General features: G+C 66.2%; 17 protein-coding genes. 11 read left to right on the plus strand and 6 right to left on the minus strand.

The features are described 5' to 3' along the window. Positions 1-398 precede the first annotated feature (398 nt). The gene (locus tag B7G54_RS00150; RefSeq protein ID WP_085037912.1) at positions 399-728 is read right to left on the minus strand and encodes a cupredoxin domain-containing protein; all 330 of its coding nucleotides are present in this window, start codon (positions 726-728) and stop codon (positions 399-401) included. Between the two features lie 25 nt (positions 729-753). Beyond that, positions 754-1,698, minus strand: coding sequence for a metallophosphoesterase family protein (locus tag B7G54_RS00155; protein WP_085037203.1), 945 nt, complete (start codon positions 1,696-1,698; stop codon positions 754-756). A gap of 256 nt (positions 1,699-1,954) precedes the next feature. Here B7G54_RS00155 and B7G54_RS00160 point away from each other — a divergent pair, with 256 nt between their 5' ends. From B7G54_RS00160 to B7G54_RS00180, 5 genes are all read left to right on the plus strand, one after another. Then, positions 1,955-3,541: an inorganic phosphate transporter gene (locus tag B7G54_RS00160; protein ID WP_085037204.1), complete on the plus strand. Its 1,587-nt coding sequence runs from the start codon at positions 1,955-1,957 to the stop codon at positions 3,539-3,541. Between the two features lie 81 nt (positions 3,542-3,622). Further along, positions 3,623-5,374 carry an ABC transporter permease gene (locus B7G54_RS00165; protein WP_085037205.1) on the plus strand — a complete coding sequence of 584 codons (1,752 nt, stop codon included), beginning with the start codon at positions 3,623-3,625 and terminating at the stop codon, positions 5,372-5,374. 11 nt (positions 5,375-5,385) lie between these two features. Continuing rightward, positions 5,386-6,732, plus strand: coding sequence for an ABC transporter ATP-binding protein (locus tag B7G54_RS00170; RefSeq protein WP_085037206.1), 1,347 nt, complete (start codon positions 5,386-5,388; stop codon positions 6,730-6,732). Between the two features lie 526 nt (positions 6,733-7,258). Then, complete coding sequence (locus tag B7G54_RS00175) at positions 7,259-7,450, plus strand: hypothetical protein (RefSeq protein ID WP_085037207.1); 192 nt, start codon at positions 7,259-7,261, stop codon at positions 7,448-7,450. A 221-nt stretch (positions 7,451-7,671) separates the two neighbouring features. Further along, complete coding sequence (locus B7G54_RS00180) at positions 7,672-8,436, plus strand: hypothetical protein (protein WP_133059126.1); 765 nt, start codon at positions 7,672-7,674, stop codon at positions 8,434-8,436. Between the two features lie 67 nt (positions 8,437-8,503). Here the strand turns inward: B7G54_RS00180 and B7G54_RS00185 are convergent, their stop codons facing one another. Then, positions 8,504-9,382, minus strand: a complete 879-nt coding sequence (locus B7G54_RS00185) for a MurR/RpiR family transcriptional regulator (RefSeq protein ID WP_085037209.1) — start codon at positions 9,380-9,382, stop codon at positions 8,504-8,506. 364 nt (positions 9,383-9,746) lie between these two features. On the opposite strand from B7G54_RS00185, the gene ggt reads away from it, so the two are divergent. Then, entirely contained in the window at positions 9,747-11,498 is a 1,752-nt protein-coding gene (gene ggt, locus B7G54_RS00190; protein ID WP_085037210.1) for a gamma-glutamyltransferase, read from the plus strand. A 228-nt stretch (positions 11,499-11,726) separates the two neighbouring features. Continuing rightward, on the plus strand, positions 11,727-13,055 hold the full coding sequence (locus B7G54_RS00195; RefSeq protein ID WP_050781619.1) for a dicarboxylate/amino acid:cation symporter: 1,329 nt from the start codon (positions 11,727-11,729) through the stop codon (positions 13,053-13,055). Between the two features lie 41 nt (positions 13,056-13,096). Here the strand turns inward: B7G54_RS00195 and B7G54_RS00200 are convergent, their stop codons facing one another. Next, the gene (locus B7G54_RS00200) at positions 13,097-13,495 is read right to left on the minus strand and encodes a DUF3331 domain-containing protein (RefSeq protein ID WP_085037211.1); all 399 of its coding nucleotides are present in this window, start codon (positions 13,493-13,495) and stop codon (positions 13,097-13,099) included. A gap of 55 nt (positions 13,496-13,550) precedes the next feature. Beyond that, complete coding sequence (locus tag B7G54_RS00205) at positions 13,551-14,843, minus strand: NAD(P)/FAD-dependent oxidoreductase (RefSeq protein ID WP_085037212.1); 1,293 nt, start codon at positions 14,841-14,843, stop codon at positions 13,551-13,553. A gap of 149 nt (positions 14,844-14,992) precedes the next feature. Here B7G54_RS00205 and B7G54_RS00210 point away from each other — a divergent pair, with 149 nt between their 5' ends. Further along, positions 14,993-15,646, plus strand: a complete 654-nt coding sequence (locus B7G54_RS00210; protein WP_085037213.1) for a TetR/AcrR family transcriptional regulator — start codon at positions 14,993-14,995, stop codon at positions 15,644-15,646. Positions 15,647-15,740: 94 nt separating this feature from the next. On the opposite strand, the gene soxR is transcribed toward B7G54_RS00210, so the two are convergent. After that, positions 15,741-16,220, minus strand: coding sequence for a redox-sensitive transcriptional activator SoxR (gene soxR / locus B7G54_RS00215; RefSeq protein WP_085037214.1), 480 nt, complete (start codon positions 16,218-16,220; stop codon positions 15,741-15,743). An 80-nt stretch (positions 16,221-16,300) separates the two neighbouring features. On the opposite strand from soxR, the gene B7G54_RS00220 reads away from it, so the two are divergent. Genes B7G54_RS00220 through B7G54_RS00230 form a run of 3 tightly spaced genes read left to right on the plus strand, consistent with a single transcriptional unit; the run spans position 16,301 to position 22,234 of the window. Then, positions 16,301-17,527 carry an efflux RND transporter periplasmic adaptor subunit gene (locus B7G54_RS00220; protein ID WP_085037215.1) on the plus strand — a complete coding sequence of 409 codons (1,227 nt, stop codon included), beginning with the start codon at positions 16,301-16,303 and terminating at the stop codon, positions 17,525-17,527. Between the two features lie 13 nt (positions 17,528-17,540). After that, the gene (locus B7G54_RS00225; RefSeq protein WP_085037216.1) at positions 17,541-20,714 is read left to right on the plus strand and encodes an efflux RND transporter permease subunit; all 3,174 of its coding nucleotides are present in this window, start codon (positions 17,541-17,543) and stop codon (positions 20,712-20,714) included. Further along, entirely contained in the window at positions 20,711-22,234 is a 1,524-nt protein-coding gene (locus B7G54_RS00230) for an efflux transporter outer membrane subunit (protein ID WP_085037217.1), read from the plus strand. Before B7G54_RS00225 ends, B7G54_RS00230 begins: the two co-directional genes overlap by 4 nt. Positions 22,235-22,253: the final 19 nt, after the last annotated feature.

Below are 22,253 nucleotides of genomic sequence, written 5' to 3' on the forward strand. Positions count from 1 at the left end.
GCTGCGTGTGATGGTGGGTCGGATCCGAACAGATCGATTCAGTTTAGGCGATCGGCGGCGGGAGACCGCCGCCCGTGCATCAGGCGGCTGCGTTTGCTTCGGCGGTCGCTTCCGACCCTCCGGCGTGGCGCCGGCGGTCGCGGGCTCCGTAGAGCCGGCGTCGATGGCCGGGCAAGCCATCGCCAGGTGCGCCACCCGGCCGGCGTCGCCGACGCGCTGGCGGATGCGCTGCGCGCACCGCGCGTCGAACGGCCGCGGATAGCCGCTGCCGCGGCGTTCGGGCACGGCGCTGAGGTCGATCCTGGGCATGGGCGGCTCCGTCGGCCGCGCGGGCGAATGGGATCGGGGCACTGTAGGCGCCGCCCGCCATTCGTCCGCGCGTGCCGTGATGCGCCGCGTCATTCGACCGTGATGGTTTCCTTCATGTACGGGTGAATCCCGCAGAACACCTTGTAGACGCCCGGCTTGTCGAAGCGGAACGAGTACGTCTCGTCCTGGTCGAGCGCCTTCGAATGAAAGATGCCGGCGTCGTTGACGACAGTGTGCGGCTCCCCGTCGAGGTTCTTCCACGTGATCGTCGTGCCGGCCTTGATCGTGGTCGACATCGGCGAAAACATGAAATTGCGGATCGTCACGAGCGAGCCGTCCGGGCCCTGCGCGAACGCGGCGAGCGGGGCGGCGCACAGGATCAGCGCCGCGATCAGGCTGGATTGCTTGAAGCGGGTCATGTCGGTCTCCTTGCGGTTCGGTGCGTCAGGCCAGCGTCGCATCGTGCAGCGACGACGCGACGGGATGGCCCGCGAATTCGACGGTCGTCACGCCGAGCATCGACGGCAGCCGGTCGCGCGGCACGGTGAGCGGCACGGGGCCCGGCCCGTTGCCGGCCGTCGGCTGCGGAAACGCGGTGGAGCGCGCGGTGTGGAACGTCACGTTGCCCTCGACCTTCGACACGATCTGGTGGATGTGCCCGTTCAGCACGGTGACCGAGCCGAAGCGGCGCAGCAGCGCCATCGTCTGCGGCGCATCGCCGGTGCCCCAGCCCCACGGCTCGTAGATGGTCCACATCGGCATGTGCGAGAACACGACGATCGGCGTGCTCGACGAGCGCCCCTTGAGATCCTGCGCGAGCCATGCGAGCTGGTCGTCGCCGAAGCTGCCGAGCCCGTTCGGCTTGAAGTGCATCACGTTGACGAGGCCGATGAAGTGCACGCCCGCGTGATCGAAGCTGTAATACCCGCGGTTGTCCGACGCCTTGCCGAACCGGCTGAAATATTCGGCGCCCGAACCGTCGGTGACGTCGTGCTCGCCGGGCACCGTATGCAGTTCCGGCACGCGCAGCGCGGACAGCAACTGCGACGCGTGGTCGAACTCCTCGGGCTTGGACAGGTGCGTGATGTCGCCCGTATGGATGGCCAGCGCCGGCGTCGCGGGCATCCCGTTGACGAGCTCGATCGTCTGCTTCAGCGTGGCCGACACGTCGGGATTCGCGTCCTTGTTGAAGCCGATGTGCGTGTCGCTGATCTGCACGAACAGCGGGCGGCCTGCGGTGGCCGTGAGTGCGTCGCCGGCCTGCGCGAGCGCGAGGTCGAATGGCGTCAGGATGCCGCCCGACAGCGTAAACAGCGTGCCGAGGCCGCCGAAGGCCATGCACTGCAAGGCCTTGCGGCGCGACGGGTTGGTGGGGGTCGATGAAGACATGTGAAGCCTCGCATTCGTGTGACGAAACCGGACGGCCGGATCGTCCTGGAATAAACCGGCGCCTTCGCGTGCCATACCGGCGCAGCGGCAGATTTATTCCCGTGCGTTACAAGGTCGAACGCCCGTGATTGCGGCTTGCGCGGCGATTCGGGGCGCCTGTCAGATGACCTGTCAATGACTTGTAAGTGACACGTCACATTTGCGTCACGACCGATCGATAGCCTGCCACTCCGAGTCACCTCTCCGGAGCCCCTTCATGCCGAATCTCGCGGCAACGGAAACCAGCGGCGCAGTCACCCGCACCCGCACCATCAGCCTCGCGCTGTTTTTCCTGATCATTGCCTGCGGCATCGTCTACGTCGGTATCCATCTCAGCGCCGACCTCAGTCCCGTCAAGGAAAGTTCGGTTCTCCCGTTCCTGCTGCTGATCGTCGCGCTGCTGATCGCGCTCGGCTTCGAATTCGTCAACGGCTTCCACGACACCGCGAACGCGGTCGCGACCGTCATCTATACGCATTCGCTCGACCCGCACCTCGCCGTCGTCTGGTCGGGCCTCTGGAACCTGTTCGGCGTGCTCGTGTCGAGCGGCGCCGTCGCGTTCGGCATCCTGCAGTTGCTGCCGGTCGAGCTGATCCTGCAGGTCGGCAGCGGCTCGGGTTTCGCGATGGTGTTCTCGCTGCTGATCGCGGCCGTCACGTGGAACCTCGCGACCTGGTATTTCGGGCTGCCGTCGTCGAGTTCGCACACGCTCGTCGGCTCGATCATCGGCGTCGGCCTGATGAACCAGATCGTCAGCGGCCCGTCGGGCACGAGCGGCGTCGACTGGAACCAGGCGCTCGGCGTCGGCAAGGCGCTGCTGTTCTCGCCGCTGATCGGCTTCGTGCTGTCCGCGCTCGTGCTGCTGCTGCTGAAGGCGCTCGTACGCGTGCCGGCGCTGTACCAGGAGCCGAAGGGCAACAAGCCGCCGCCGTTCTGGATCCGCCTGCTGCTGATCCTGACCTGCACGGGCGTGTCGTTTGCGCACGGCTCGAACGACGGGCAGAAGGGCATGGGGCTGATCATGCTGATCCTGATCGGCGTGATGCCGACCGCATACGCGTTGAACAAGGCCGTGACGCCCGACCAGACGAGCACGTTCGTCGCCGTGGCGCGCCATGCGTCGACGACGCTCGTCAAATACGCGGACCCGGCCGCACAGTCGGCCGACCCGCGCGCCGACGTCGAGGCCTACGTGCGTACGCGCAAGCTGACGCCCGCGACGATTCCCGCGCTGGGCAAGCTCACCGACACGATCGCCGACCAGGTCGCGCAGGCCGGCGGCATCTCGAGCGTGCCGCAGAACCTCGTCGACAACGTGCGCAACAACATGTATGTCGCGTCCGAGGCGATCCGGCTGATGGAGAAGGCGAAGGCGCCGGCGTTCTCGGTCGAGGACGCGAGCGCGCTCGACGCGTTCAAGAAGCAGATGGACCGCGCGACCAAATTCATCCCGACCTGGGTGAAGGTCGCGGTTGCGATCGCGCTGGGCCTCGGCACGATGGTCGGGTGGAAGCGGATCGTCGTGACGGTCGGCGAGAAGATCGGCAAGTCGCACCTGACGTACGGGCAGGGCGCATCGGCCGAGGCCGTCGCGATGCTGACGATCGGGATGGCCGACGCATACGGGCTGCCGGTATCGACGACGCATGTGCTCGCGTCGGGCGTGGCCGGCACGATGACGGCGAGCGGCGCGGGCCTGCGCTGGGATACGGTGCGCAACCTCGTGCTTGCGTGGGTGCTGACGCTGCCCGCATCCATCGCGCTGTCGGCCGCGCTGTACTGGGCGCTGCACGGGTTGTTCTGACCGGCGCCGGCCCAGGCGACACCCGGCCGCGCGGCACGCGGCCGGTCCCATCGAATTTCAATTCAACACAAGACGCTACCGATGGATATCAGTTTCGATCCGAACCGCACCGCGAACGCTTCGGCGTGGCGCGTGCTGCCCAACCGCTGGGATGCCGTCGCGTTTCCGCTGATCATCTGCCTGCTCGCGATGGCGATCGTCGGCTTCCATCAGACGATGGCGCCGATCGGCGTGCTGCAGACGCAGAAGATTTCGCTCGACCCGTCGAACCTGCCCGAATACGCGTTGCGCACCACGTTGCGGATGCTCGCCGCGATGGTCGCGTCGCTCGCGTTCACGCTCGTCTACGGCACGCTCGCGGCCAAGAGCCGCCGCGCGGGCATGGTGCTGATTCCGATTCTCGACATCCTGCAGTCGGTACCCGTGCTCGGCTATATCTCGTTCACCGTCACGTTCTTCCTCGCGCTGTTTCCGGGCCGCGTGCTCGGTGCGGAGCTGGCCGCGATATTCGCGATCTTCACGAGCCAGGCATGGAACATGACGTTCAGCTTCTACCAGTCGCTGCGCACGGTGCCGCGCGACCTGAGCGAAGTGTCACGCGGTTTTCACCTGACGCCGTGGCAACGCTTCTGGAAGCTCGAGGTGCCGTTCTCGATGCCGGGGCTGATCTGGAACATGATGATGTCGATGTCGGGCGGCTGGTTCTTCGTCGTCGCATCGGAAGCGATCACCGTCGGCAACCAGACCATCACGCTGCCGGGCATCGGCGCGTATCTCGCGCAGGCGATCTCGGACAAGAACCTCGGCGCGGTCGGCTGGGTGATCGTCGCGATGTCGGTCGTGATCCTGGCTTATGACCAGTTCCTGTTCCGCCCGCTCGTCGCGTGGGCCGACAAGTTCCGGATGGAAAACACCGCATCGGGCGATGCGCCGCAATCCTGGCTGCTCGACATGATGCGCCGCACGCACCTGATCCATCAGTTGCTCGTGCCGGCCGGCTGGCTGCTGTCGCAGGCCGCGCGGATTCCGCTGCGCCTGCCGTCGCTGAAGGGCACGCGCTCGCGTGGYGCGCCGTTGCGCCGTTCGTCGCGCATCGGCGACATCGTGTGGGGCGCGTTCGTGCTCCTGCTGACGGTGTACGTCGTGTGGCGCGTCGTCAGCTTCGTCGCGACGGGCGTGACGATGGGCGAGGTCGGGCACGTGCTCGTGCTCGGGCTCATCACGCTGCTGCGCGTGCTGGTGCTGATCGCGATCGCGTCGGTGATCTGGGTGCCGCTCGGTGTGCTGATCGGGTTGCGCCCGGCGCTGGCCGAGAAGATCCAGCCGCTCGCGCAGTTCCTCGCCGCGTTCCCGGCCAACCTGCTGTTCCCGGTGTTCGTGATCGTGATCGTCCACTTCCACCTGAATGCGGACATCTGGCTGTCGCCGCTGATCGTGCTCGGCACGCAGTGGTACATCCTGTTCAACGTGATCGCCGGCGCGATGTCCTATCCGAACGACTACAAGGAAGCGACGAAGAATTTCCGCATCCGCGGCTGGCAGTGGTGGCGGCAGGCGATCTTGCCCGGCATCTTCCCGTACTACGTGACCGGTGCCATTACTGCATCGGGCGGCGCGTGGAACGCGAGCATCGTGTCCGAGTTCGTGCAGTGGGGCGACACGAAGGTTGTCGCGCACGGCCTGGGTTCGTATATCGCGCAGACCACCGCCGCCGGCGATTTCCCGAAGATCATCCTGGGCATCGCCGTGATGTCCCTGTTCGTTACCTTGTTCAACCGTCTGCTGTGGCGTCCGATGTACGCCTATGCGGAATCCCGGCTCCGTCTCGATTGAGAGTAAGCGCGATGCAAAATTCGACCGTTATCAACGCCCCCGTCAAGACGTCCCAGCCGCTGCAGCCGCCGCGCCTCGGCGACGAAATCCTGCGCGTCGATCACGTCTGCCGCGGCTTCAACAAGTCGCAGGGCGAACTGCTCGTGCTCGACGACGCGAACCTGGCGCTGCGCGAAGGCGAGATCGTCGGGCTGCTCGGCCGCTCAGGCTCGGGCAAGTCGACGCTGCTGCGCATCATCGCCGGGCTGATCGAGCCGACCGGCGGCGAAGTGACCTACCTCGGCCAGCCGCTGCGCGGCCCGGCTGAAGGCGTCGCGATGGTGTTCCAGACCTTCGCGCTGTTCCCGTGGCTTACCGTGTTGCAGAACGTGGAAGCCGGCCTCGAGGCGCTCGGCGTCGGCGCGCGCGAGCGGCGCGAGCGTGCGCTCGCCGCGATCGACCTGATCGGTCTCGACGGCTTCGAAAACGCGTATCCGCGCGAGCTGTCGGGCGGCATGCGCCAGCGCGTCGGCTTTGCGCGCGCGCTCGTCGTCGATCCGACGATCCTGCTGATGGATGAGCCGTTCTCCGCGCTCGACGTGCTGACAGCCGAGACGCTGCGTACCGACCTGCTCGACCTGTGGACGCAGGGCCGCATGCCGATCAAGTCGGTGCTGATCGTCACGCACAACATCGAGGAAGCCGTGTTCATGTGCGACCGGATCCTCGTGCTGTCGTCGAACCCGGGCCGCGTGATCGCCGAGATCAAGGTGCCGTTCAAGCATCCGCGCAACCGGCTCGACACCGATTTCCGCAAGCTCGTCGACGACATCTACGCGAAGATGACCGCGCGTCAGACCAACGAGGCGACGAAGAAGGGGCTCGAACTCGGCAGTTGGATGCCGCGCGTGTCGACCAACCTGATGGCCGGCCTGATCGAGACGCTCGCGATGGCGCCGTACCACGGCCGCGCGGACATGCCGGAAATCGCGCGCTCGCTGCATCTCGAGGTCGATGAACTGTTCCCGATCGCCGAAGTGTTGCAGCACCTCGGTTTTGCGGACGTGCGGGAAGGCGACGTGTTCCTCACGCCACCCGCCCGCGTGTTCGCTGAATTCGGCACGCAGGAACGCAAGCTGATGTTCGCCGATCATCTGCTGAAGCACGTGCCGCTGGCCGCACGGATCCGGAAGGTACTGAACGAGCGCCCGGGCCATCGCGCGCCGCGCGTGCGCTTCGAGCAGGAGCTGGAGGATTTCCTGTCGGACGAAGCGGCCGAGGAAACGCTCGACGCGGTGATCGACTGGGGGCGTTACGGGGAGGTGTTCTCGTATAACGACAAGACGGAAGTGTTCAGTCTGGAGGATGTCGAGAGCTGAAATCCTGCGGACGATCGACCGAACAGCCATTGCAAAACGAGCCCCTTGCCGAGTGTTCAAACCCGAGCAAGGGGTAAGCAGGCGAGCAAGGCGAAGCAGGAAGACGAACCCGGCAGCGGTAGCGCGGCACCAGTCAGTCCGAAACCGGTGGGATAGTCGAGACTGCGCGCCGATGCGGCGCGTCTGAGGATGGTGCGCGGCCTACTTCAGAAGGCGTGCGCGTACGGTCTGGAAGGCTCGACGTGACGTACGCCTGCATCGGATGCAATCGTCGCCACTGACCGGTTGGACTGTCATGGGAAATGCCGGGAATCGGCATGGCCGATCCTCGGCCGAATAAATTCCTGCCGTCGATACCGAATTGGTTGTCGGTGCGGTGTGGTGAAAAAGGCCATCGACACTGCCTTCGCGCTATCGATTTTCTTCTTGACGCATCCAGCGTTGGCTGCCTCCATTTACGACAAGAAAATAATATCGGGTCGCTCGTATACCCGTCATTCTGGAAAATAGGGAGCAGTTGCGGTAGATGCTCGCGATCCACGGGACTTCGATGCCCATTGGCGGTATTCGCTATCTTGCCGTGGGCGGAAACTATTTCTATCAGACCGATGATGGAGCGTTGGCCATCGCGTCCAACCCGGAAATGACAGTGCGGACATATATGGGCGCGGAGGAGCGGAATAACGTTCGCTCCGAGGTGGCTGCTGGCAAAAGGTAAGATGGCGGTTTGTGGCCGGCAGTCGACAAGGCCTGTATGGACGGCTCCACGCCGGCATGCATGTGACGCATGATGGCGTCTTGGCGTGGCAGGCGCAGGTAGCGGTCTGGTGTTTCTCGTTGATCAATGACAAATCTGCTGCGGGAGCGGGGCATTCCGTGTAACCGGATAGCCGGCATTTTTTGCGTATCGGGAGTCGTGCATTGAAGAGCCGGAGAGTATTGTCGATTGGGCTGGTAGTGGCGACGTCGCTTTTCGGCGCGGCATCGACAAGCGCTGGCGAAGCCGTGACTTTCACCGTTGAAGCTCGCGCGTTGCGTTATCAGTACGCGAGTCCATTCGACAATCAGAATGCCCTTGCTGAAATGCTGCAGCACGCGAATATCGTCGGCCACTATTGGAAGCCCGCTACGGTCCTGAACATGTCGCGATGCATGACCGGTGTAGTGTGCTTCCCCTCCCCACACCTGGAGAGTGAAACGAAAGATCATCCTGTTACGGTGCAGCCCCGGGTCATACCCGGTCCGCCAGGGCAGGAGTCGATCCACCTGCAATTCGAACTGCCGGTCAGTCATCGAGGCGCGTCTCTGGACGGCGTGTCCCTGGTTTTGCCGCTCAAGTTCCTGTGGCAGCAACCGAGCGCGCAGCTTGTGCTCAAGAAAGCGGAAGCAGCGTTGGCAGACTATCAAAAGACCCGCCGTGCATTTGAGAGCGGGGCGTCGGTGACCATCAATCTGGAATTGCCGAAGGTGCTGGGAGAGCCTGGTCTCATGCTGGATCACTGTGCCGGGATTCCGAACCCGTTAAGCTGGAGCAGTTCCGGCGTAGTTGCCATCCGGACAGATGCGCAGCTCGGCGCGCAGCGAAACGTGCCGTGGTCACGGAGGCAGGTCAATGAGGATGCGAGCAGGCTTGGAACGGAAGAAAGCTGCGCAACCTGGCGGCCGGATGTGGAGAACACCTACCGGTGGCGCACGGAGCCTTGACCGTGTCGGCAATCGGGGTGCGGCGCGTCAGGCCCTGGTGAATGGCGTTGTTGCGTGCAGCGCCCCCTCACTCCGGCAAATCCCGCTGACCGATATCCGGCTCGCTCCCCCCGGAATTGAGATGCTCGATCTTCTCCATCCGCTCCCGCGCCAGTTCCGGCAACTGATTCGTCACGCCGATCACAAGCGCTTCGGCGAGCGCGAGCGCCGGCACGTTGGTCTGCAGCATCGCGAACGGCTGCCCCCGGACGCGCAGCACGATCTCGGCAAACTCACCGATCGGCGAGTGCCACTCGTCCGTGATCAGCAGCACACGCGTACCGAGCCGATGTGCGGCCTGCGCGAACCGGATACTGTCCCGCTGGTAACGGCGAAAATCGAAAATGACGAGCACGTCGCCGGGCCCCATGTCCGCCAGCGCGACCGACGCGAGGTTCACATTCGGTTCGACATGCTGAACATGTGGCCGCGCGTACGCGAGCGTGAACGAAAACAGCGAAGCGAGCGGCGCCGTGTAACGCCCGCCGCCGCAAAAGACACGAACATCGGGATTCGCCAGCAGCGACACCGCGGCGTCGAATGCCGCCGCATCCAGCCCTTCGATCGTGGTGGCCAGTGACTCGGACAGCCGCTGGAAAATGGCCGAATGACTGTCGCGCATGCCCGCGGCCGAGTGGAACGCATCCATCCGGGCGAGCGGCGAATTCATCGCCGTGTCGATTTCGCCGTACAGCGCCTGCTGGAACGACGAGTAATTCGGAAAGCCGATCCGGACGACAAAGCGAAACACGGTCGGATCGCTGACCTCAGCCTGTTTGGCAAAGCTCGCAATCGGTCCGAGCCCCAGGCTGGGGTAGCGATCCAGTAACGCCTGCGCGACCTTCTGTTCCGACGGCGTGAAGCTATCCATCTGGGATAACAGCAACGCCCTGATGCTCGTCCCCATCGGGCACTCCAGCTCTCTTATCTGAATGACAAAACGGCAGACGGGTGTCTGCCGGCGAATCCACGCATGTTAGCCGATCGACGTGCGGCAGGCCGCCTGCGGCCCGGAATTAGAGGGACGCATCGCTCGGCCGCTTGGTGCGCCAATTCGTGTAATAAAACAAACATACAACGAAAAGCGGCCCTGGCCGTGGTCGCCATAAATTCAGTGATAACCCTAGGTTTTAGCGCAAAAAAGCGAGTGCTATGATCGCGGCCTTGCTGGAATGTACGGTTTATTACATGTCGGATTGGCAGCGCCCGTACGCAATGACGCGGTGGCGCATCCCGGCCTGGCCTGGTTTATTTGTCTGGAGGATCCCGTCATGAGGCGGCTCGTAGTACTCACCCTGTTGTCGGCCATGAGCGTGTGCGCATTCGCCGCGTCGGACCCCGCGGTTGAAGCGAAGAACGGCATGGTCGTTTCGTCGCAGCATTTCGCGTCGCAAATCGGCGTCGACATCCTGAAGGAAGGCGGCAACGCTGTGGACGCGGCGGTGGCGGTCGGCTATGCGCAAGCGGTGACCAATCCGTGCTGCGGCAACATCGGCGGCGGCGGCTTCATGACCGTGCACCTGGCCGACGGCCGCGACCGCTTCATCAATTTCCGCGAAACCGCGCCGGCTGCGGCTTCCGCGAACATGTATCTCGATGCAAAGGGCAACGTGATTCCGGACGACAGCCTGTACGGCTATCGCGCGGTGGGCGTGCCGGGCACGGTCGCGGGTCTCGACCTCGCGCAGCGCAAGTACGGGAAGCTGACGCGCAAGCAGGTGATGGCGCCGGCGATCCGGCTCGCGCGCGATGGCTTCGTGCTGACGCGCGGCGATACGGACATCCTCGACACGACGATCGACCGTTTCAAGAAGGACCCGGAAGCGGCCCGCATCTTCCTGCGGCCGGACGGCACGCCGCTGCAGCCGGGCGATCGCCTGGTGCAGAAGGACCTGGCCCGCACGCTCGAGCGCATCGCGGAGCAGGGGCCTGACGCGTTCTATCACGGCGAGATCCCGAAGCTCGTCGAGGCCGCGGCGAAGCGCGGCGGCGGCCTGATCACGGCCGCTGATTTCGCGTCGTACCGCGCGCAGGACATGGCGCCGCTGACGTGTTCGTATCGCGGCTACGAGTTCGTGTCGGCTCCGCCGCCGAGCTCGGGGGGCGTGACGATGTGCGAGACGCTGAACATCCTCGAAGGGTACGACATGCGCAAGCTTGGCTACCATTCGGCCGCGGCGGTTCACTACATGACCGAAGCGATGCGCCACGCGTACGAGGATCGCAACACGCTGCTCGGCGACCCGAACTTCATCGACAACCCGGTCGCGAAGCTGACGAGCAAGGAATACGCGGTGCAGATCCGCAAGAGCATCCATTCGGATACGGCGACGCCGTCGGTCGACGTGCAGCCGGGCGTCGGCGTGCACGAGAAGCCGGAGACGACCCACTACTCGATCATCGACAAGGACGGCAACGCGGTATCGACGACCTACACGGTCAACGGCCGATTCGGCGCCGTGGTCATCGCGCCGGGTACGGGCTTCTTCCTGAACGACGAGATGGACGACTTCACCGTGAAGGTCGGCGCGCAGAACCTGTTCGGTCTCGTGCAGGGCACGCGCAACTCGATTGCACCAGGCAAGCGTCCGCTGTCGTCGATGGCGCCGACCATCGTGAAGAAGGACGGCAAGGTGTTCATGGTCGTCGGTTCGCCGGGCGGCTCGCGCATCATCACGATCACGCTGCAGACGGTGCTGAACGTGATCGACTACGGGATGACGCCGCAGGACGCGGTCACCGCGCCCCGCATCCATCACCAGTGGCTGCCCGACGAGGTCTATTACGAAACCTACGGCCTGTCGCCCGATACGCTCGCGATCCTGCGCAACATGGGCTACAAGATGGTCGAGCAGACGCCGTGGGGCGCCGCCGAGCTGATCATGGTCGGCCTGCCGGGTACCGAAGCGGCGAGCCGCCAGAGTTCCGGGAACGATTCGTCCGTGTCCGGCAACGTGCGGGTCGGCTTCATCTACGGCTACAACGACCCGCGCCGTCCGGCCGGATCGGCAATCGGTTACTGACCCGCCTGATCTGATTGCATCATGCTGAATCGCTGCCGCCGGCCTTCGCCCTCGCGCGACTGCCGTTGCGGCGGCAGTACGTCGGTTCGCGGACATCCGCGAGCCTGACCGGCGCCGGCGCCCGTGCCCGACACACCGGGCACGACCGGCTTGCCACGCGCGCTCCCGGCACGGCACGGGATGCACGCCTTTCATCCTTCAACTTCTTCCCGTGCGTCGAATTCCGTTATGAACAAACGAATGTCTGCGGCAGGCTGGATCCTGCTCGCGATGGCGGCCGGCATCCTGATCGGCTACATGATCTATACGCAGCTGCCGGACAAGCAGTCCGCGGTGGAAATTGCCGGCTACATCTCGCTGGTGTCCGACGTGTTCCTGCGGCTGATCAAGATGGTGATCGGCCCGCTGGTGTTCTCGACGCTGGTCGTCGGCATCGCGCACATGGGTGACGCGTCGTCGGTGGGTCGCGTGTTCGTGAAGGCACTTGGCTGGTTCGTCACCGCGTCGCTGATCTCGCTGCTGCTCGGCCTGCTGATGGCGAACCTGCTGCGCCCCGGCGAGAACCTCGGGCTGCCGCTGCCGGATATCGGCGCGTCCGCGCATCTGGCGACGTCGAAGTTCACGCTGAAGGATTTCGTCGGCCACATGGTGCCGAAGTCGATCGCCGAGGCGATGGCGAACAACGAGATCCTGCAGATCGTCGTGTTCTCGATGTTCTTCGGCGTGGCGCTTGCATCGCTCGGCGAACGCGGCAAGATTCTCGTCGCGGCGATCGACCAGCTCGCACACGTGATGCTGAAGATCACCGGCTACGTGATGAAGCTCGCGCCGCTCGCGGTGCTGGCCGCGATGGCATCGACCGTCGCGATCAACGGCCTGTCGATCCTGCTGAAGTTCGCGGTGTTCATGGGCGACTTCTACCTGAGCCTGTTCCTGCTGTGGGGCACGCTCGTCGCAGCCGGGCTGCTGTTCCTCGGCCGTCGCGTGTTCAAGCTGCTGGTGCTGATCAAGGAAGCGTTCATGCTGTCGTTCGCGACCGCGAGCTCGGAAGCCGCGTATCCGAAGATCCTCGATGCGCTCGACCGTTTCGGCGTGCGGCGCAAGATCTCGAGCTTCGTGATGCCGATGGGCTATTCGTTCAACCTCGACGGCTCGATGATGTACTGCACGTTCGCATCGCTGTTCATCGCGCAGGCATACGGCATTCACCTGTCGCTCGGCACACAGGTGACGATGCTGCTGATCCTGATGCTGACGTCGAAAGGCATGGCCGGGGTGCCGCGCGCGTCGCTCGTCGTGATTGCTGCGACGCTGCACCAGTTCAACATCCCGGAAGCCGGGCTGCTGCTGATTCTCGGCGTCGATACGTTCCTCGACATGGGCCGTTCGGCTACGAACGCCGTGGGCAACTCGATCGCCAGCGCGGTGGTCGCGAAGTGGGAAGGCGAACTGATGCCGGAAGCGGAAGCCGAAGCGAATGCGGCGCGGCTGGATGCGGAAGCCGAAGCGCGCATGAACGAAGCGGTGCGCGATACGGATCGCGTCACCACGGCCTGACGCGGAATCCCGGGCCGAATGTTGGGCCGAATGTCGGGCCCTCAGGCCGCCTCGGCGGGGCGGGCCGCGTCGAGGCACGCGGCCAGCACCATCGCGGCGGCGTTGCCCGGCGTCGAACCGAGCAATTGCGGCGCAAAGACGCTGTCGCCGATCTCGATCGGCTGCCCCGACAGCGCGCACACGCCGCGCTTGCGCGTGGTGAACAGCCGCCACTTCTGATAACCGTAGTGCCCGGTGCATGCGTCGCGCCATGAAATCATCACGGTGTCGGCCGTGGGCCGCTCGAGCACGCTGATGGACGGCTTGCTCGTCGCGTCCCACGACGGCAGCCGGTCGCGCGTGACGCTGCGCCGCCGCGATATGCCCCACGAAACGGACGGCATGTCGAAGCTGCCGATCGCGGCGACGGTCATGAGCCAGGGCGCTAGACGGTTGTTCATGTCAGTTTTCCTCGAAACGTTGCGAAACGTTACGCGACACCGCGCACGCGCGGTATCACGACAGGCGGATGCGCGGCTGCACGCAGCCGTTGATCCGTTCGGCGATCCACAGCAGGGTCGCCTTGGAGAAACCGTGCAGCGCCTGCTGGTGCCGCCGGTAGAGCATCAGGTGGCTGAACTGCGCGAAACGCCCCTGGATGAAGCCGCCGCGAAAGAACCCGAACTGCCCGAGCGTGCCGAACGCGTCGTAGTCGCTGATCGACACGAGTGCGCCGAAATCGTGGAACGCGAACGGCGGAATCGGCTGGCCGTCGAGCCACGCGGGCAGGTGCTTCGCGAGATGCTCGGCCTGCTGCGTCGCGACTTGCGCGGTGGGCGGCAGCGGCCGTTCCTGGCCGTCGGGCAGCAGGCTCGCGCAATCGCCGATCGCGAACACGTGCTCGTCGCTCGTTGCCTGCAGCGTCGGCCCGACGACGATCTGGTTCGCGCGATTCGTGTCGAGCCCGTCGAGCGCCTGCATGAAATCGGGTGCCTTCACGCCCGCCGCCCAGACCATCAGGTCCGCTTCCGCGAACGAACCGTCGCCGTAGTGAAAGCCGTTCGCGTCGGCCGACGTGACGCGCGTCGACGTCAGCACGTGAAAGCCGATCTGTTCGAGCCGGCGCTGCGCCGACGCGGAAATCCTCGGCGGAAACGCGGCGAGGATGCGCGGGCCGCTTTCGAGCAGCGTGAGCTGCAGCCGCTCGCGCACCGTCGCGTCGCCATACGCCTGCGCCACTTCCAGCAAGCGGCTCAGCTCCGCCGCGAGCTCCACGCCGGTCGCGCCCGCGCCGACGATCGCGACGCGAAACGGCTCGTCGCGCGCGATGCTGCGAAAGACGCGCATCCGCAACGCTTCGTTGAAGGTCTCGGCCTGCTGCTGGCTGTCGATGAAATAGCAGTGCTCGCGCACGCCGGGCACGCCGAAATCGTTGGCCTGGCTGCCGAGCGCGAGGATCAGCACGTCATATTCGAGTTCGCGTGCGTCGAGCACGAGCTCGCCGTCCTGCGAGCGGATTTCGCCGAGCTGCACGCGGCGGCGTGCGCGATCGAGCCCCTTCAGTTCGCCGGGCTGGTACGAATAGCCGTGGTCGCGTGCATGGGCGAGGAAGATCACCTGCTGCTGCTGCACGTCGCGCGTGCCGGCCGCGATCGTGTGCAGCATCGGCTTCCAGATGTGGGTCGGGCTGCGGTCGACGACGGTGACCTGAGCGCGCCCGGACCGGCCGAGGCGCTCACCCAGGCGGGTTGCGAGCTGCAGTCCGGCGATCCCGCCGCCGACGATGACGATACGTGTAGGGGTTGTCATGGATAAATCATCACGTGATGAATAAGGTATGATCCTAGCGCTTCCCGGCTTCGCGTGTCAACGAAGTGGGGCAGGTCACCCGGTTTCGGCGCGCGCTAAAGCGGGGCCGGAACCGGCGCATTCGATTCATTCAAGGAGAGCAGGAAAACGTGGCTGAAGTCACTGAGCGCGCGCCGGTCAAGCGGCGTATGCGAGGGCGGCCGCTGGCCGGGGCGTCCGTGGGGCCGGACGTGATATTGCGAGCCGCGCGCCGCACGTTCGCGAAGCGCGGCTACGACGCGACGAGCGTGCGCGAAGTCGCGCGCGAGCTGGGGGTCGATGCGGCGCTGATCGCGCACCATTTCGGTACGAAGGAAACGTTGTGGCTGGCTGTCGTCGAGCAGATCGCCGAGCTGGCCGAGCCGATGTTCGATGCGCTGCGCGCGTTGCGCGCGTCGCCGCTGCCGCATCGCGACCGCGTACGGCGCGCGATCGAGCTGTGTGTCGACCATGAGTTCGACGAGCCCGACATGGGCATGTTCTTCTCGACGGCGGCGACTGAAGTGGGCCGGCGGCTCGACCGGCTGCAGGAGCGGATCGTGCGCCCGTACTACGACGTGATGGTCCCGCTGCTGTCGGAGGCGGTGGAGGCCGGCGTGATCCGCCCGGTCGATCCGACGGTGCTGTTCTTCATGATCGTGAGCGCGATCAGCACGACGGTGTCGTACAGCCACATGATGCTGGAGTTCACGTCGCTGCCCACGCGGCAAGACGCGTTCCGGCAGGCCGTGGTCGACGTCGCGCTCAACGTCGTCGGCGGCTGAGCGTCGCACGCGACGCGCGCGGTGAACGGCGGCTGGCGCGTCGGGTGACGCAATCTATCCAGTCGACCGGGCGCGGCATCGCGCACCACGCCCGTCATTCGACGTCCGTGGGCGGCGCATCGCCGAGCCAGCGCCGCGCGCCGGGCCCGTTGCGGCCCGCGCGGTCCTCCGGGTTCGTCAGCTTGCAGCGCTTCAGCGACAGGCAGCCGCAGCCGATGCATTCGTCGAGGTTGATGTAGAGCCGCTGCAGCTCCTCGATCCGGCTCGCGACGCGCTGCTTCCAGCCGCGCGACAGCCGCTGCCAGTCCTTGTTGCTCGGCGCGGTGTCCTCGGGCAGGCTGACGAGCTGCTCGGCGATCTCGTCGAGCGTATAGCCGATCTTCTGCGCGAACACGATGAACGCGATCAGCCGCAGCACCGCGCGCGAATAGTGACGATGGCTCGAGCCGTTGCGGTGCGACTTGATGAGCCCGCGCGTCTCGTAGAACCGCAGCGTCGACGCCGGCACGCCACTGCGTGCGGCTACTTCGCGAATCGACATCAACGGCCATTGCGGGACTTCCTGGATACCCATGACGCTCCTCCGGGAAAGCTTGACTTGAAGTTAACTTCAACTTTTAAGCTACGCGGCAGTTTAACCCGTCGCGAGGCATCATGCTCTCCTTATCCCTACGCAGGACGTCGCCTTTGGGCGCGGCCTGCGCACTGTTGCTGGCGTTGTCGGGCTGTCACGACGGCAAAGGCGCATCGTCGGCCCAATCCCTTCCCGAAGTCGACGTCGCCACCATCGCGCCGCGCACGATCCGCCTCGCGGACGAATTCAATGGACGCGTCGAAGCGGTCGATGCAGTCGAACTGCGGCCGCGCGTGAGCGGCTATCTGCAGCGTGTCGCCTACAAGGAGGGCGACCTGGTTGCGCAGGGCGCGCTGCTGTTCGAGATCGACCCGCGCCCGTACCGGATCGCACTCGACCGCGCGAACGCGCAGCTGCAGCGGGCCCGCGCGGCCGCGAGCCTCGCGAACGTGCAGCTCAAGCGCGTGCAGACGCTGATCGATGCGCACGCGACGTCACAGGAGGAACTCGACAACGCGCGCGCCACGGCCGAGCAGGCGCGTGCCGACCTGCAGGCGGCCGATGCGGCCGTCGCCGACGCGAAGCTCAATCTCGGTTTCACCGAAGTGCGCGCGCCGATCGCGGGCCGCGTTGGCCGCGCGGTCGCCACCGTCGGCAACCTGGCGCGCGCCGACGATACGCTGCTGACGACCGTCGTGTCCCAGAACCCCGTCTATGTGTATTTCGACTGCGACGAACAGAGCTACCTGCGCTACAACGCGCGGCGCGCCGACCCGAAGCATCGCGCGATCGGCGCCGACCCGGTGCGCGTGGGCCTCGCGAACGAGACGGGCTTCCCGCATGCGGGCACCGTCGATTTCCTCGACAACCGGCTCGACCCGCAAACGGGCACGATCCGCGCGCGCGTGCGGCTGCCGAATGCGGACCATACGTTTACGCCGGGACTGTATGCACGCGTGCAGCTCGTCAGCGGCCGCGAGCAGGATGCGCTGCTCGTCGACGACAAGGCCGTGCTCACCGACCAGGACCGCAAGTACGTGTATGTGATCGGACCCGGCGACAAGGCACTGCGCCGCGACGTGACGATCGGCCGCGGGCTGGACGGCGAACGGATCATCGAGAAGGGGATCCAGGCGGGCGACCGCGTGGTCGTCGACGGCATGCAGCGGATCTACTATCCGGGCGCGCAGGTGAAGCCGAAGGCGCTGCCCGCACGCGCCGGCACCGGCACCGGCAACGGCGTGGGCAATGGTTCGGGTGGCGGCACGCAGGCCGTCGCCGATGCCGGCGCGCCGGCCGTGCAGTGACGGGAGACACGTGATGGATTTCTCCCGATTCTTCATCGACCGGCCGATCTTCGCGGTCGTGCTGTCGATCGTCATCTTCGCGATCGGCCTGATCTCGATTCCGATGCTGCCCGCCGGCGAATACCCGGAAGTCGTGCCGCCGAGCGTCGTCGTGCGCGCGACGTACCCGGGTGCGAACCCGAAGGAAATCGCCGAATCGGTCGCCGAACCGCTGGAAGAGGCGATCAACGGCGTCGAAGGCATCATGTACATGAAGTCGGTCGCCGGTTCGGACGGCAGCCTGCAGGTCGTCGTCACGTTCCTGCAGGGCGTCGATCCCGACACGGCCGCCGTGCGCGTGCAGAACCGCGTGAGCCAGGCGCTGTCGCGCCTGCCCGACGAGGTGCGCCAGTACGGCGTGACCACGCAGAAGCAGTCGCCCACGCCGCTGATGTACGTGAGCCTCTATTCGCCGGACAACAGCCGCGATTCGCTGTACCTGCGCAACTACCTGACGTTGCACGTGAAGGACGAACTGTCGCGGCTCACCGGTGTCGGCGACGTCGGCCTGTCCGGCGCCGGCGACTATGCGATGCGGCTGTGGCTCGACCCGAACCGGCTCGCGTCGCGCGGGCTGACCGCGAGCGACGTGATCGCCGCCGTGCGCGAGCAGAACGTACAGGTGTCGGCCGGCCAGCTCGGCGCGGAGCCGTCGCCGAAGAAAAACGACTTCCTGCTGTCGATCAACGTGCGCGGCCGGCTGCGCACGGTGCAGGAATTCGGCGACATCGTGCTGCGCAACGGCGACGATGGTCAGGTCGTGAAACTGTCCGACGTCGCGCGCATCGAGCTCGGCGCAGGCGACTACACGCTGCGCTCGTATTTCAACGACAAGCAATCGGCCGTGGTCGGCATCTTCCTGTCGCCGGGCGCGAACGCGCTCGAGGTCGCGAAGGCCGTGTATGCGAAGTTCGACGAACTGTCGAAGCGCTTCCCGCCCGGCGTCGCGTACCGACCCGTGTGGGACCCGACGGTGTTCGTGCGCGAATCGATCCGCGCGGTGCAGCACACGCTGATCGAGGCGGTCGTGCTGGTCGTGCTCGTCGTGATCCTGTTCCTGCAGACGTGGCGCGCGTCGATCATTCCGCTCGTCGCAGTGCCCGTCTCGGTGGTCGGCACGTTCGCGTGGCTTTATCTGCTCGGCTATTCGATCAACACGCTGACGCTGTTCGGGCTCGTGCTCGCGATCGGGATCGTCGTCGACGATGCGATCGTGGTCGTCGAGAACGTCGAGCGCAACATCGCGCAAGGCCTGAGCCCGCGCGACGCTGCGCACCAGGCGATGCGCGAAGTGTCGGGGCCGATCGTCGCGATCGCGCTCGTGCTGTGCGCGGTGTTCGTGCCGATGGCATTCATGTCCGGCGTCACGGGCCAGTTCTACCGGCAGTTCGCGGTGACGATCGCGATTTCGACGGTGATCTCCGCGATCAACTCGCTGACGCTGTCGCCCGCGCTCGCCGCGAAGCTGCTGCGCCCGCACGGTGCGCCGAAGGATGTGCTCACGCGCGGGCTCGACCGTGCATTCGGCTGGCTGTTCCATCCGTTCAACCGCTTCTTCGACCGCAGTTCCGATCGCTATCACGGCTTCGTGTCGCGCACGCTGAAGCGGCGCGGGGTGGTGTTTGCGGTCTACGCGGCGCTGCTCGCGGCGACCACGCTGCTGCTCAACGCGGTGCCGGGCGGCTTCATCCCCGTGCAGGACAAGCTGTACCTGTTTGCGGGTGCGAAGCTGCCGGAAGGCGCGTCGCTCGGGCGTACCAGCGAGGTAACCGAGCAGATGACGAAGATCGCGCTCGGCACCGACGGTGTCGAGATGGTGCCGGCGTTTGCCGGGCTGAACGCGCTGCAGGGCGTGAACACGCCGAACATCACGAACTCGTACGTGATCCTGAAGCCGTTCGACCAGCGCCACCGCAGCGCCGCGGAGATCAACGCGGACCTGAACGCGCGCTTCTCGGCCATCGGTGGCGGCATGACCTATGCGCTGATGCCGCCGCCGATCCAGGGCCTCGGCAACGGCTCGGGCTATTCGCTGTACCTGGAGGATCGCGGCGGGCTCGGCTACGGCGCATTGCAGAACGCGCTCACCGCATTCCAGGGCGCGGTCGCGAAGACACCGGGGATGAGCTACCCGGTCAGCTCGTACCAGGCGAACATCCCGCAGCTCGAGGTGAAGGTCGACCGGTTGAAGGCGAAGGCGCAGGGCGTCGCGCTGACCGACCTGTTCAGCACGCTGCAGGTCTATCTCGGCTCGATGTACGTGAACGACTTCAACCTGTTCGGCCGCGTGTACCGCGTGATGGCGCAGGCGGATGCCGGCCACCGGCAGACGGCCGCCGACATCGCGAACCTGCGCACGCGCAACGCGAAGGGCGAGATGGTGCCGATTGGCTCGATGGTGACGGTGGCGCCCGCGTACGGGCCCGACCCGGTGGTTCGCTACAACGGCTATCCGGCCGCGAACCTGATCGGCGACGCCGATCCGAAGGTGATGTCGTCGTCGCAGGCGATCGAGAAGCTGCAGCAGATCGCGAAGGAAGTGCTGCCGCCGGGCATCACGCTCGAATGGACCGACCTCAGCTACCAGCAGGTCACGCAGAGCAACGCGGCGATCGTCGTGTTCCCGCTCGCGGTGATGCTCGTGTTCCTCGTGCTCGCATCGCTGTACGAGAGCTGGACGCTGCCGCTCGCGGTGATCCTGATCGTGCCCGTGTGCATCTGCGCCGCGCTGTTCGGCGTGTGGCTGTCGGGGGGCGACAACAACGTGTTCGTGCAGGTCGGTCTCGTCGTGCTGATGGGATTGGCATGCAAGAACGCGATCCTGATCGTCGAGTTCGCGCGCGAGCTCGAAATCCAGGGCAAGGGCGTGATCGAAGCCGCGCTCGAAGCGTGCAAGCTGCGGCTGCGCCCGATCGTGATGACGTCGGTCGCGTTCATCGCGGGCTCGGTGCCGCTCCTGATCGGCGGCGGCGCGGGCAGCGAAGTGCGGGCGGCCACCGGCATTACCGTGTTCGCGGGGATGCTGGGCGTCACGCTGTTCGGGCTGTGCCTGACACCCGTGTTCTATGTGGCGATCCGCAAGCTCGCGGGCGGCACGCCGGCCGTGTGGAGCGAACACCACGGCACCCTCGAAGGAGAAAACCGATGAGCGCCGTTTTCCGTCTCTCCGCGCTCGCGATGTCGGTGACGCTCGCCGCGTGCGCGGTCGGCCCCGATTTCAAGCGGCCCGACACGGCCACGGCCGCGCGGTTCGCGCGCGACGCGCATTCGGTGGCGCCGCGCGATGCGTCGACGTCCGATACGACGCCGGATGTGCCGCCCGACGCATCGGCCGATGCCGATGCCGCGTTCTGGCGCGGCTTCGGCGATCCGGCGCTGACGCAGCTGATCGACACGGCGCTCGCGGCGAACCAGGACCTGCAGGTCGCCGTGTCGCGCTACGACGCATCGAATGCGCTGCTGTCGCAGGCCACCTTCGACCGCTATCCGACCATTACCGCGAGCGGGCAGATCGGCCATCGGCTGATGAGCAAGGACCAGGCGTTCGGTGCACCGCGCAGCCAGCGCGATACGCCGACGTCCAGCGTCGGGATCAATGCGGCGTGGGAGCTCGACCTGTTCGGCCGCGTGCGCCGTTCGATCGAGTCGCAGCGTGCGGAAACGGCCGCCAGCGCGGCGGACGTGCGCGCGGTGCGCGTCGCGATCGCCGGCGAGGTGGCGAGTACGTACGTCGATCTGCGCGGCTCGCAGGAGCGGCTGCGGATCGCGCGCGAGAATGCCGACAACCAGAAGCAGACGCTCGCGCTGATCAATGCGCGCGTCGGCGCGGGGAGAGGGTCCGAACTCGATGCGGCGCGGGCGCGCGCGCAGTACGAATCGACGACGTCGCGGATCGCCGTGTACGAAGCGGCGATCGGCGTCGACGAGCACCGGCTCGCGGTGCTGACCGGGCAGACGCCGGACGCGCTGATCGGTCGCTTCGATCTGCCGCCGGCAACCGTATCGGCGGGTACGCCCGTGCCGCTGCCGGCGCTGGCCGCCGACATCGATCCCGGCACACCGGGCGACCTGCTGCGGCGGCGGCCCGACGTCGCGGCCGCCGAGGCGCGGCTGCACGCGGCGACCGCGCGCGTCGGTGTCGCAACGGCCGACCTGTTCCCGCGCTTCACGCTGTCGGGGCTGCTCGGCAGCGCGACGAGCAGCTACGGGTTCTTCCGCGCGGGCAGCGACACGAACCTGATCGCGCTCGGCATCGACTGGTCGTTCCTCGATGTCGGCCGCGTGCGGGCGCGAATCGCCGCGAGCGACGCGGAAGCGGCCGGGCAGCTCGCGCAGTACCGGCAGACCGTGCTCGGGGCGCTGGAGGAAACGGAGAACGCGCTGCTGCGCGCCGCCCGTACGCGTGACGAGACGAACCATCTCGTGCGGGCCGCGACCGACAGCGCGCGCGCCGCGCAACTGGCGCAGGCGCGTTTTTCGGCGGGCGCGATCGACTACTACGAAGTGCTCGACGCGCAACGCACGCTGCTGCAGGCGCAGGATGCGGCGGCCGACGGGCAGATGCGCAGCGCGGCGTCGACGGTGGCGCTGTACAAGGCGCTTGCGGGCGGCTGGCGATCGGGAACGGGGCGGGACCCGCAAGGCCCGCTCGCGCAGTCAGGGCAGTAGCGCGGGCAGGGTGGCGCGG

The sequence above is a fragment of the Burkholderia puraquae genome (genome assembly GCF_002099195.1).
Lineage (GTDB): Bacteria > Pseudomonadota > Gammaproteobacteria > Burkholderiales > Burkholderiaceae > Burkholderia > Burkholderia puraquae.

Bases quoted from the DNA above. Each gene is read 5' to 3' on its own strand.
- B7G54_RS00150 (WP_085037912.1), bottom strand. From the start codon at position 728: ATGACCCGCTTCAAGCAATCCAGCCTGATCGCGGCGCTGATCCTGTGC.
- B7G54_RS00155 (WP_085037203.1), bottom strand. From the start codon at position 1,698: ATGTCTTCATCGACCCCCACCAACCCGTCGCGCCGCAAGGCCTTGCAG.
- B7G54_RS00160 (WP_085037204.1), top strand. From the start codon at position 1,955: ATGCCGAATCTCGCGGCAACGGAAACCAGCGGCGCAGTCACCCGCACC.
- B7G54_RS00170 (WP_085037206.1), top strand. From the start codon at position 5,386: ATGCAAAATTCGACCGTTATCAACGCCCCCGTCAAGACGTCCCAGCCG.
- B7G54_RS00175 (WP_085037207.1), top strand. From the start codon at position 7,259: ATGCTCGCGATCCACGGGACTTCGATGCCCATTGGCGGTATTCGCTAT.
- B7G54_RS00185 (WP_085037209.1), bottom strand. From the start codon at position 9,382: ATGGGGACGAGCATCAGGGCGTTGCTGTTATCCCAGATGGATAGCTTC.
- ggt (WP_085037210.1), top strand. From the start codon at position 9,747: ATGAGGCGGCTCGTAGTACTCACCCTGTTGTCGGCCATGAGCGTGTGC.
- B7G54_RS00195 (WP_050781619.1), top strand. From the start codon at position 11,727: ATGAACAAACGAATGTCTGCGGCAGGCTGGATCCTGCTCGCGATGGCG.
- B7G54_RS00200 (WP_085037211.1), bottom strand. From the start codon at position 13,495: ATGAACAACCGTCTAGCGCCCTGGCTCATGACCGTCGCCGCGATCGGC.
- B7G54_RS00205 (WP_085037212.1), bottom strand. From the start codon at position 14,843: ATGACAACCCCTACACGTATCGTCATCGTCGGCGGCGGGATCGCCGGA.
- soxR (WP_085037214.1), bottom strand. From the start codon at position 16,220: ATGGGTATCCAGGAAGTCCCGCAATGGCCGTTGATGTCGATTCGCGAA.
- B7G54_RS00220 (WP_085037215.1), top strand. From the start codon at position 16,301: ATGCTCTCCTTATCCCTACGCAGGACGTCGCCTTTGGGCGCGGCCTGC.
- B7G54_RS00225 (WP_085037216.1), top strand. From the start codon at position 17,541: ATGGATTTCTCCCGATTCTTCATCGACCGGCCGATCTTCGCGGTCGTG.
- B7G54_RS00230 (WP_085037217.1), top strand. From the start codon at position 20,711: ATGAGCGCCGTTTTCCGTCTCTCCGCGCTCGCGATGTCGGTGACGCTC.